General features: G+C 33.4%; 11 protein-coding genes. All 11 read left to right on the top strand.

All coding sequences use genetic code 11. From position 1 onward, the window contains the following. Positions 1-299: 299 nt before the first annotated feature. The 11 genes from BW731_RS02590 (at position 300) to BW731_RS02540 (ending at position 12,002) form a co-directional block, all read left to right on the top strand. Complete coding sequence (locus BW731_RS02590) at positions 300-566, top strand: phosphocarrier protein HPr (RefSeq protein ID WP_071456474.1); 267 nt, start codon at positions 300-302, stop codon at positions 564-566. Further along, entirely contained in the window at positions 566-2,287 is a 1,722-nt protein-coding gene (gene ptsP, locus BW731_RS02585) for a phosphoenolpyruvate--protein phosphotransferase (protein ID WP_079345452.1), read from the top strand. Before BW731_RS02590 ends, ptsP begins: the two co-directional genes overlap by 1 nt. Positions 2,288-2,457: 170 nt before the next feature. Then, positions 2,458-3,486, top strand: coding sequence for a glycosyltransferase family 4 protein (locus tag BW731_RS02580; protein WP_079345450.1), 1,029 nt, complete (start codon positions 2,458-2,460; stop codon positions 3,484-3,486). Further along, the gene (locus BW731_RS02575) at positions 3,487-4,692 is read left to right on the top strand and encodes a glycosyltransferase family 4 protein (protein WP_079345448.1); all 1,206 of its coding nucleotides are present in this window, start codon (positions 3,487-3,489) and stop codon (positions 4,690-4,692) included. It begins immediately after the preceding gene. An 18-nt stretch (positions 4,693-4,710) separates the two neighbouring features. Then, positions 4,711-5,757, top strand: coding sequence for a lysylphosphatidylglycerol synthase transmembrane domain-containing protein (locus BW731_RS02570; RefSeq protein ID WP_079345446.1), 1,047 nt, complete (start codon positions 4,711-4,713; stop codon positions 5,755-5,757). Between the two features lie 109 nt (positions 5,758-5,866). Further along, on the top strand, positions 5,867-6,733 hold the full coding sequence (locus BW731_RS02565; protein ID WP_079345444.1) for an NAD(P)-dependent oxidoreductase: 867 nt from the start codon (positions 5,867-5,869) through the stop codon (positions 6,731-6,733). Positions 6,734-6,822: 89 nt separating this feature from the next. After that, entirely contained in the window at positions 6,823-7,056 is a 234-nt protein-coding gene (locus BW731_RS02560; protein ID WP_071456480.1) for a YkuJ family protein, read from the top strand. Between the two features lie 75 nt (positions 7,057-7,131). Next, positions 7,132-8,082, top strand: a complete 951-nt coding sequence (locus BW731_RS02555; protein ID WP_079345442.1) for a tetratricopeptide repeat protein — start codon at positions 7,132-7,134, stop codon at positions 8,080-8,082. A 108-nt stretch (positions 8,083-8,190) separates the two neighbouring features. Beyond that, on the top strand, positions 8,191-9,474 hold the full coding sequence (gene tig, locus BW731_RS02550; protein ID WP_079345440.1) for a trigger factor: 1,284 nt from the start codon (positions 8,191-8,193) through the stop codon (positions 9,472-9,474). 151 nt (positions 9,475-9,625) lie between these two features. Beyond that, positions 9,626-10,891: an ATP-dependent Clp protease ATP-binding subunit ClpX gene (gene clpX / locus BW731_RS02545; protein ID WP_071456483.1), complete on the top strand. Its 1,266-nt coding sequence runs from the start codon at positions 9,626-9,628 to the stop codon at positions 10,889-10,891. 211 nt (positions 10,892-11,102) lie between these two features. Beyond that, on the top strand, positions 11,103-12,002 hold the full coding sequence (locus BW731_RS02540) for a phosphate ABC transporter substrate-binding protein PstS family protein (protein ID WP_079345438.1): 900 nt from the start codon (positions 11,103-11,105) through the stop codon (positions 12,000-12,002). Positions 12,003-12,101 lie beyond the last annotated feature (99 nt).

Raw genomic sequence — 12,101 nt, 5'->3', positions numbered from 1 at the left:
TGAAAATCACTTGTAACAAAAAACGTTTTTTTAACATAAAGTTTGAAATTGCGATTTAGTACACAAAAAATGGAATATATCAAAATAATTATGAATTAAATTCGAATTATTTTCTGAAATGGAGATGAAAAGTTTATAAAAGCTTTTTAAAGTTCTATAGAGAACATGGGAAAAAAGTTGTAAGTAATAGAAAAACATGGTATTCTTTATCATTGAAAGGGTTATTTTTTTAGGACAATTTTTGTTTAAATAAATAATCCATCATAAAAATTTTTCACATGACAAAGGAGAAGATAATTATGGAAAAAAAAGAATTTCACGTAGTAGCAGATACAGGTATTCACGCTAGACCAGCAACTTTATTGGTGCAAACAGCTAGCAAATTTAGTTCAGATGTTAACTTAGAATATAAAGGTAAATCTGTAAACTTAAAATCAATCATGGGTGTCATGTCTTTAGGTGTTGGCCAAGGTGCTGATGTTACAATTACAGCTGAAGGTGCTGACGAAGCAGACGCAATCGCAGCTATCGAAGAAACAATGAAAAAAGAAGGGCTATCTGAATAATGACTAAACAATTGAAAGGTATTGCAGTTAGTGATGGTATCGCAGTTGCTAAAGCATATCTTTTAGTTGAGCCGGATTTATCATTTGAAAAACGTTCAGTTGAAAACGTTGAAGCCGAAGCAGCACGTCTTTCAGATGCTCTTAGTCAATCAACTAAAGATTTGCAAGCAATCAGAGACAAAGCGGTGAAAACTTTAGGTGAAGAAGAAGCACAAGTTTTTGATGCTCACTTAATGGTTTTATCTGACCCTGAATTAATCAGTGCAATTGAAGGAAATATCAAAGATAACAAAGTTAATGCTGAATCAGCATTAAAAGAAGTTACAGACATGTTTATTGGAATGTTTGAGGCTATGGAAGATAACCCTTACATGCAAGAAAGAGCTGCTGATATTCGTGACGTAACAAAACGTGTTATGAGTCATTTGTTAGGTGTTAAATTACCTGATTTAACAATGATTGACGAAGAAGTCATTATTGTTGCTGAAGATTTAACTCCAAGTGATACAGCACAATTAGATCGTAATTTTGTTCGTGCTTTTGTAACTAATATTGGTGGACGTACATCTCACTCTGCTATCATGGCTCGTTCTTTAGAAATCCCAGCGGTTGTTGGAACAAAAGAAATTACTGAGCATGTTGTAGAAGGTGACGTTTTAGCTGTTGACGGAAGTGAAGGAGACGTTATCGTTAACCCAACTGAAGCACAGGTTGCTGATTTTAAAGCAAAAGAAAAAGCATTCAATGAATTGAAAGCTGAATGGGACAAATTAAAACATGCTAAAACAGTGACAGCTGATGGCAAACATTTAGAATTAGCTGGAAACATCGGAACACCTAAAGATTTAGATGGTGTCTTGAGTCATGGCGGGGAAGCAGTTGGTTTATACCGTACTGAGTTCTTATACATGGATTCACCAGATTTTCCAACTGAAGATGAACAGTTCGAAGCATATAAAGCTGTCTTGGAAGGCATGAATGGTAAACCAGTTGTGGTTCGTACGATGGATATTGGTGGGGATAAAGAACTACCTTATTTGAAATTCCCTGAAGAGATGAACCCATTCCTAGGATACCGTGCTATCCGTATTTGTTTAGCTGAAGATCAAATGTTCCGTACACAATTACGTGCATTGCTACGTGCTTCTGTATATGGAAACTTACGTATTATGTTCCCAATGATCGCAACATTAGCTGAATTTAGAGAAGCTAAAGCGTTGCTTGAAGAAGAAAAAGCTAAATTAATTGCTGAAGGTGTTGAAGTTTCGGAAGATATCCAAGTTGGTATCATGATTGAAATTCCAGCAGCAGCAGTTATTGCTGATCGCTTCGCTAAAGAAGTTGACTTCTTCAGTATTGGAACAAATGACTTGATTCAATACACAATGGCTGCAGACCGTATGAACGAACGCGTGTCTTACTTATATCAACCATATAACCCTGCAATTTTACGTTTAATCAAAAACGTTATTGATTCAGCTCATGCTGAAGGTAAATGGGCTGGTATGTGTGGTGAGATGGCTGGAGATCAAACAGCTGTACCATTATTAGTTGGATTAGGTTTAGATGAATTTTCTATGAGTGCAACAAGTATCTTACGTACACGTAGTTTAATGAGTCGTCTTGATTCTAAGAAAATGGCAGAATTAGCTGAAAAAGCGATCACAGAATGTGATACTGCTGATGAAGTTGTTGCCTTAGTTGAAGAATATACTAAGTAATGTCATCTGAGAACTATAATTTACTGTTTTTAAACAGTAAATTATAGTTTTTTTTATTATTACGTGTTAAGATGTATAAAGATGTATAAATTTCGATATAAAATGAGTCTGTAGTATGATGCATTGTGATATTATTTTACGTATTATAGTAGATATTAGGAGTGGATTTTTTGTTAAGGATAAATATGTTTTCATCAGCTGATAAAGTGAAGGGACAGGGAGTTGGTAGTGCCTATACCGAGTTAGTTAATATGCTCAATAAACATTTTTCAACTGAATTTGATATTTCAATTAATAAATATAGTCAAGCAGATATTTCACACTATCATACTGTAGATCCACAATTTTATCTGTCTACTTTTCATAAAAAGAAACGTGGAATAACGATTGGGTATGTTCATTTTTTACCAGAAACATTGGAAGGTAGTTTAAATCTTTTCTCACCATTTAAAAAAATATTTGATTGGTATTTAATCAGCTTTTATGGGAAAATGGATCAATTAGTTGTTGTTAATCCAACATTTATTCCTAAGTTAGTAGCAGCTGGTTTAAAAGAAGAGCGAATTACTTATATTCCAAATTTTGTTTCAAACAAGAAATTTTATGAAGCAACACCTGAAGAAAAAAAATCTTGGCGAGAAAAATATAAGATAGCTGAGGATCGTCTAGTTATTTTAGGAACAGGTCAAATCCAACAAAGAAAAGGAATTGATGATTTTGTTCAATTAGCTATTGATAATCCAGATGTTCAATTTATTTGGGCGGGAGGCTTTTCTTTTGGAAAAATAACAGATGGATATGATCGCTATAAAAAAATATATGATAATCCGCCTGATAACTTATTATTTACTGGAATTGTAGATAGAGAAGAAATTATGCGATTATATAATTTAGCTGATATTTTCTTACTACCTTCCTATAACGAGTTATTTCCAATGAGTATTTTAGAAGCTTTTAATTGTGGTACACCTGTCATGTTACGAGATTTAGAATTATACCATGCCATTATTGATAACCAATATATTTCAACACAAGATATTGATGACATGAACGATGCCATTGAAATGATAAGAAAAAAACCAGAAATATTAGAAGAATATCAACAGAAATCAAGAAAATCGGCTTTATATTATAGTGAAGAAAATGTTGCGAAAATCTGGTATGACTATTATAAAAAGAATGCTAAGGAGGAGAAATAAGTGAAAATAGGTTTTTTTACGGATACATATTTTCCTCAAGTTAGTGGAGTATCGACTTCAATAAAAACACTTAAAGATGAACTTGAGAAATTAGGGCATGACGTGTATATTTTCACCACAACAGATCCCGATGCAAAAGAAGTAGAATCAAGAATCATACGAATGCCTAGTATTCCGTTTGTTTCATTTAAAGATAGGCGTGTTGTGATAAGGGGAATGTTGTATGCCTATCATATTGCTAAAGAAATCGACTTAGATATTGTTCACACGCATACAGAATTTGGAGTGGGAGTCTTAGGTAAACAAACAGCTAAAGCGTTAAATATTCCTGTCGTTCACACATATCATACTATGTATGAAGATTATCTACATTATATAGCGAAGGGGAAAGTATTGAAACCCGTACATGTTAAGCAATTATCGAAATTATATACTAATCATATGTCAGGTATTATTTGCCCTAGTCAACGTGTGGTAACTAAATTAAAAGAGTATGGAATAGAACGTCCGATGTCTGTTATCCCGACTGGAATAAACGTGTCACAATTTAAACCAGTAGAGGAAAAATTAATTAACGAAGTAAAAGAGCAGTATCAGATAAATTCTGACGAATGTTTATTACTTTCTGTGAGCCGTATATCTTATGAGAAAAATATTCAAACTATTATAAGTGGCTTATCCAAGGTCGTGGAAGAATTACCATATGTAAAACTTTTAGTTGTTGGTGATGGACCATTTAAGAGTAAACTAGAAAAACAAGTGGAAGAGTTATCACTCACAGATTATGTCATTTTTGCAGGCGAGATTCCTAATAAAGATATTGCACCATTTTATCAGGCTGCTGATTATTTTGTCAGTGCCTCAGACTCTGAAACTCAAGGATTGACTTATACAGAAGCTATGGCAGCGAAAACAAAAGTTGTAGCAAAAGGAAATGAATATTTAGATGATTTATTTAATGATAAAAGTTTAGGTGTCACTTATGCCGATAATGTCGATTTTGCTGATACACTAATTGATTATATAAGAGAAGACATTGTATCAGATCAAGAAGTATTAAAAGATAAATTATACGATATTTCAAGCGAGGCATTTGGTAAAAAAGTTGAAGACTTTTATCAGAAAGCACTTATATATTTTGAAGAAAGACATCAAGGTTATGAAGAAGATAGTAGCATCTATTCATTAAAATTATTTAAAAAGTAGTGTAATAGGAGGAACTCTATGACCAAAAAAAATAGGTGGTACCTAATATTAGCGGTCATTTTAGGTCTAATAGTAATTGGAAACGAAATGAAAAAGGTCAGCTTAAAAGATATGGCAGCAGAGTTTTCTAGTATAAATTGGTGGTGGATAGTTGTTTCTATCTTATGTGTCCTTGTTTATTGGGGGATAGAAGCTAAAATAGTGCAGGTGTTGTTAAAAAGAAGCAATCCGTCATTTAGCTTTTCAACAAGCTATCGAATCCCATTGATTGAACATTTATTCAATGCGATTACCCCTTTTTCTACCGGCGGACAACCAGCACAAATTATAGCAATGGCTAAATTTGGTGTTGATACAGGAGTTGCAACATCAGTCAGTTTAATGAAATTTGTTGTGTATCAAGTTTGGGTCGTAATTAATTTTTTAATATGTTTGATAGGTGGCTATGGTTTTTTATCCAATAGTTTATCAAAATTAAAGATACTTATTTTATTAAGTTTCATTATTCATTTTGTGATTGTGATTGGTTTATTAATGATTATGTATTGGTATTCATTTACTAGAAAATTAGTAGAGATCATATTTAAAGGTATTCAACTGTTTGCGAAGGGTGAAAAAATTGATGCACTCTATCAGAAAACCATTGAAAAAATGGATACATTTTATGAAGAAAGTCGTTATATGAGAGAGCAACCTATATTAATGTTAAAAGTAAGCATACTGACTGTGTTACAGTTAGGGTCTTATTATGTTATTCCATATTTTATTTTATATGGTTTAGGTATTAAAGGAATGAGTATTTTTCATGTGGTTGTGCTTCATGCGTTTATTACTATGCTGATATCGTTATTTCCTGTCCCAGGAGGAACTGGTGGGGCTGAATATAGTTTTAGTTTATTATTTGGAACCTTTACCTTATCTCAAAGTAAGTTAGTGTTAGCTATTTTTCTTTGGCGAGGGGTCACCTATTATTTAGGAATTATTCTAGGATTGGTAGCATTAACCTTCCGTCAGAATGGACAACCTAAAGTTAAGAAACGTGCCAATCTAGAAACATCCGAGTGACAACTTGGATGTTTTTTTATATTCCGTAAAAAACAAGCGATATGGCTTTATTAAATACGTTAGTTTTCTTATAATGGAGAGAGACAAACTTATTAGATGGGGTGAAGATATGGAAACAATCGGATTTATCGGAACAGGTGTCATGGGAGCATCAATCGTTAAGCATTTACTAAAAGCAGGCTGTTCAGTCAACGTATACAATCGTACAAAATCAAAAACAGATGAATTGGTTAAAGAAGGTGCTATCTGGCAAGATACACCAAAAGACGTGACAGATAAAAGTGACGTTATTTTTTCAATGGTTGGTTATCCAAAAGATGTTGAAGAGATTTATTATGGAGAAAATGGTGTGTTCTCAGGAAAAGTAGATGGAAAAATTGTAATAGATATGACGACTAGTACACCATCTTTAGCTAAAAAAATTGAAGAAACTGCGTTGGAACTTGGAGCTGAAAGTTTGGATGCGCCAGTATCAGGAGGGGACTTAGGAGCTAAAAACGGTACTCTAACTACTATGGTTGGTGGTAAGAAAGAAGTTTATGACAAAGTTGAGTCGATACTGAATGTTTTCAGTAGTAAAGCAAATTTACAAGGTAAAGCTGGAAGTGGTCAACATACTAAAATGGCAAACCAAATCATGATTGCAGGGACTATGACAGGTATGACAGAATTATTGGTTTATGCTAAGGCAGCAGGATTAGACCTAGAAAAAGTATTGGATACAGTTGGTGGGGGAAGTGCAGCTAACTGGTCTTTAGCAAACTATGCACCAAGAATTTTAAAAGAAGATTTTACGCCAGGATTTTTTGCGAAACACTTTTTAAAAGATTTAAATATTGCATTAGAAGAAGCTGAGAAAATGTCAATTGAATTACCTGCGACAAAAGAAGCTAGAAACCTTTATCAGGCATTGGTTGACCAAGGTTTTGAAAACGATGGAACACAAGCGTTGATTAAACTTTGGTGGGATATTTAAAAAAGTTATAAAATGAGGCATTTTTTCAATGCATGTTAGGTATGTTTCTGTTACAATAAAACAGAAGAAATGCGAAGGAGGCTAGCTCTATGAAAAGTTCACAGTTAGCAGCAATTATTAAACGATTGAATGCAATGGTGGAATCTAGCGACAATGAGGTACAAGTTCGTCGGTTTGAAAGAGAAGGACAAGAGCGATGCATCGTGACGTTTGATGGGAATAGTGAGATGTTTGAATTAACAGAAGCAGGTTCTCAAGAAGTCTATCAATTTGATGACATTGATTTAGTCACTTTAGAAATTTTTGAATTATTACAAGACTAACGATTAAAAAGTGTGCACGTATGTGTTGCACTTTTTTTTTATGATTATTTAGAATAAAAAAGGAGGTTAGATAAGATGGGTGATACAATTGAATTTCCTAACGAATTCGAACGTCTTTTGTATTTAGGAAAAAAATATTATGACCAACAGGACTATTTAAAATCTTTAGAGTGTTTTAAAGAGTATTATCAAGAAGAGTTAACACTAGAAGTAAATACTTATCTTGTAAAAATATCATTAAAACTAGGTCAGATTGATGAAGCATTAGATTATGCCAAAGAGTTTGAACAAGACTATCGAAACCACGAAAGGCTTCAACCAATCTATTTGGATAGTTTGTTAAAGAAACGCTTATTTTTGCAGGTTGAAAAATGGTTCGTTCAACTAGATGCGAGTCATCAATTAAAAGAAGCATTTAAAGACACACTAGCTAAAACACAAGACTATTGGACAATGGTGGATAATAACGAGTATCGACATCATATTTCTCGTTGTCAAAACTTGGTTAATGAAGAGATGGTTCAACAAATTAAGTTGGCAAAAGAATTTGATTACTTAACAAAAGTAGATTTTATCGAAATAGTCACTAAACGTATTTTGTGTGATGACCAGGTTTCTATTTTTATTAGGAATCAGTTTATTGATGAACTTGTTCAATTAAAAGAGAAATCAACAGTCGAAGTACTTACGGTATTTAATCAGTTAGTGACGGTTAATCTAGATGATACGGATAGGTTGATGACTACAATTTTGACGCATCCTTTGTATCAAAAGTTATCTCACTATATGGAAGATAACTATCCGAGCCAAGAGCAAATGGTATTGGGTGTTTTAAAAGCTCACTTAGGTATGATGTATCCATGTTTAGAACGGTGTATTGTCAACGTAGATGATTGGATACAAGCTTATTTAATCTATTTCGGTTTTGATTTATCGTTAGATAACAGAGTAGAAGAACGAGCTATGAATATTCTATCTAGCATTCAACACTTAGATACTATCATGATGAATACGATGACAAAATAGTGAGTTGTTAGTGAAAAATGTTTACAATTAAAGGTCTTTAGTGTAAGATTGTATGGTATGAAATAGTGTAAAAACTATTAACGAATAGATAACTTGGAGGTACATTATATGTCTACAAAATGGGAAAAAAAAGGAACAAACGATGGCGTTTTAACGTTTGAGGTTTCTACAGAACATATTGAAAAAGGGTTAAAAGCAGCGTTTGATCGTGTGAAGAAAGATTTAAACGTGCCAGGATTCCGTAAAGGGAAAGTACCTCGCCAAATGTTTAACCAAATGTATGGTGAAGAAGCACTTTATGAAGATGCATTAAACTTTGTTTTACCTGAACTTTATGAAGCAGCAATTGAAGAAGCTGGAATTGAGCCAGTTGCTCAACCAAAAATCAATGTTGAATCAATGGAAAAAGGTCAACCATGGGTTATCACAGCAGAAGTTGTTGTGAAACCTGAAGTTAAATTAGGTGACTATAAAAACTTAACAGTTCCTAAACAAGACCGTTCAGTAACTGATGAAGAAGTTGAAGAAAACTTAGCTCAAAAACAACAATCACAAGCAGAATTAGTGATTAAAGAAGCTGCTGCTGAAAATGGCGACACAGTGGTTATTGACTTTGAAGGATTCAAAGATGATGTAGCATTTGAAGGTGGAAAAGGTGAGAACTATTCATTAGAATTAGGATCTAACTCATTCATTCCAGGTTTTGAAGAACAATTAGTTGGAACTAAAGCTGGAGATGACGTGGAAGTTAACGTCACTTTCCCAGAAGAATACCAAGCTGAAGATTTAGCTGGACAAGAAGCTGTATTCAAAGTAACAGTTCATGAAGTAAAAGCAAAAGAATTGCCAGAATTAGATGATGAATTTGCTAAAGATGTTGATGACGAAGTTGAAACATTAGCAGAATTAAAAGAAAAAATCAAAGCTGAATTAGTGGCATCTAAAGAAGCTGCAGCTGAAGCAGCAATCGAAGAAGCTGCAATTTCTCAAGCAGTTGAAAATGCTGAAATCGTTGAATTACCAGAAGTGATGGTTCATGATGAAGTTCACCGTGGTATGAATGAATTCTTATCAAACATGCAAAACCAAGGAATTTCACCTGAATTATATTACCAAATCAGTGGAACAACTGAAGCAGACTTGCATAAACAATTTGAAGGTGAAGCTGAAACACGTGTTAAAACTAACTTAGTGATTGAAGCAATCGTTGAAGCTGAAAAATTTGACGTAACTGACGAAGATATTCAAGCTGAGATTGATGATTTAGCATCTCAATACAACATGGAAGCTTCAGCTGTAAGAAATGCTTTATCAGATGAAATGTTAACTCATGATATTAAGATGAAACGTGCTGTTGATGCTATCATCAAAACAGTAAAAGAAGAAGCTTAGGAAAGACCCAAAAGACAAGGTGTATGTGCCTTGTCTTTGTTTTTTCTTTTTTAATGCATTGTCTAGTAGAGTATGTTATTATAAACAAGATGATGAGACTTTTGGTTAAATAGACCTTAGATGAGGTCTTTTTTCAATTAGGAGGGAAAACATGTACGACAATACAGGTGAAAATAACGAAGTACGCTGTTCGTTTTGCGGAAAATCTCAAGATGAAGTGAAAAAATTAGTCGCAGGACCTGGAGTATATATATGTAACGAGTGTATTGACTTATGTAAAGAAATTATTGATGAAGAGATGCAAGATGAGATAGTCTCTGATTTAATCAATGTTTTAAAACCAAAAGAAATATTAGATGTGTTAAATGAGTATGTTGTGGGCCAAGAAAGAGCAAAAATTGTACTATCAGTTGCTGTATACAACCACTACAAGCGAGTGCAACAAATGGCAATCGATGAAGATAATGAAGAAGTTGATGAAGTAGAACTTCAAAAAAGTAATATTTGTTTGATTGGACCAACTGGATCTGGGAAAACATTTTTAGCACAAACGCTTGCTAAAACCTTAAATGTACCATTTGCTATTGCAGATGCAACTAGTTTAACTGAAGCTGGATATGTTGGGGAAGATGTTGAAAACATTCTTTTAAAACTATTGCAAGCAGCTGACTTTAATGTTGAAAAAGCACAACGCGGAATTATCTACATTGATGAGATTGATAAAATTGCAAGAAAAAGTGAAAATGTATCCATTACACGTGATGTTTCTGGTGAAGGGGTACAGCAAGCTTTACTTAAAATATTAGAAGGAACCGTTGCTAGTGTACCACCTCAAGGAGGACGTAAACATCCTCAACAAGAATTAATTCAGATTGATACGTCTGAAATTTTATTTATCGTTGGTGGAGCATTTGATGGCATCGAAACGATTGTAAAAGAACGCTTAGGTGAGAAAGTGATTGGCTTTGGTTCAACTAATAAAAACAAACGAGATGAAGAAAAAAGTATTATGTCACAAATCATTCCAGAAGATTTACTAAAATTTGGTTTGATTCCTGAATTTATTGGTCGATTACCTGTCACAGCATCTCTTGAAAAATTAACACGTGAAGATTTAGTTAGAATTTTAACTGAACCTAAAAACGCATTAGTAAAACAATATAAAAAATTATTATCATTAGATGATGTTGAATTAGAATTTACACCAGGGGCGTTAGAAGCAATTGCAAATCAGGCAATTGAACGTGATACTGGAGCTCGTGGGCTTCGTTCAATCATTGAGCATGTGATGATGGGTATTATGTATGAAATTCCAACTCGTGAAGATGTTGAGAAAGTCATTATCACTAAAGAAGCTGTTGAAAGTGATTTAGAACCTGAGTTAAAATTAAAAGCTTCAAAAAAAGAGAGCAAGTAAAATTGCTTTCTTTTTTTTTGTCATAATTGTTTAGATTGACGTAAATATTGTTATAAACTTTACGTTCTTTTAAAGAAAATTGAAATTTTTAGTCATTTTCAATTAGTTTACCTTTATTTTACAATTTCAAGACTATAAACTTTACAAAAGATTGTTACACTCTGTTTGTACAAATAATACAAACAAATAACTTTTAAGGAGTTTTGAAAAAATGAAGAAAAAATTATTATCAGTCATTACAGTAGGGGCTTTATTTACATTAGTGGGATGCGGCAGTGGGAATAACGCTGATAGCAGTTCATCTGGAAATAGTTCTGATAAATCATCCTCATCAAAAAAAGTTGACATTACATCAGTTGGATCAACAGCTTTACAACCATTAGTAGAAAAAGTAGCTGAAATCTATATGACTGATAATCCAAATTATACAATCACTGTTCAAGGTGGGGGCAGTGGTACTGGCTTAACTCAAGTATCAACAGGTGCGGTAGACATTGGTAACTCAGATGTCTATGCAGAAGAAAAAGATGGAATCGATGCTTCTAAAATTGAAGATCACAAAATTGCAGTAGTTGGTGTTGCACCAGTGGTTAATAAAGACGTCGGTGTTAAAAATATTACATCAGAACAATTAAAAGATATCTTTACTGGTAAAGTGACTAATTGGAAAGAAGTTGGTGGAAAAGATCAAAAGATTGAATTAATCAATCGTGCAGCTGGAAGTGGTACTCGTGCAACTTTTGAAAAGTGGGGGATTGGTGGCGCTGAAGCAGCTAAGGGACAAGAACAAGACTCTTCAGGTACAGTTAGAAAAATCGTTTCTGAAACACCAGGAGCGATTAGCTATTTAGCGTTTTCTTATATTGATGACAGTATTTTAGGACTTTCAATTGATGACGTTGAACCTAAAGATGAAAAAGTTTTAGACAATTCATGGAAAATTTGGGCTTATGAGCATATGTATACACAAAAAGATGCAAGTAAAGATGTATTAGCTTTCCTTGATTACATGAAATCAGAAGATGTACAAAAAAATGTGGTTAATGAATTAGGTTATATTGCTATATCAGATATGAAGGTAGAACGTGATTTGGATGGAAATATTAAATAACTGAATTATGAGTCATCTTCCTTCCGTATCCTCCTAATTCCCTCTATTTATATTAACTTATGGTATAATGGAACAAATTAAATAGGATAAGGAAGGGAC

The sequence above is a fragment of the Vagococcus martis genome (assembly GCF_002026305.1).
Taxonomy (GTDB): Bacteria; Bacillota; Bacilli; order Lactobacillales; family Vagococcaceae; genus Vagococcus; species Vagococcus martis.
This window is presented reverse-complemented; position numbering and strand designations above follow the sequence as displayed.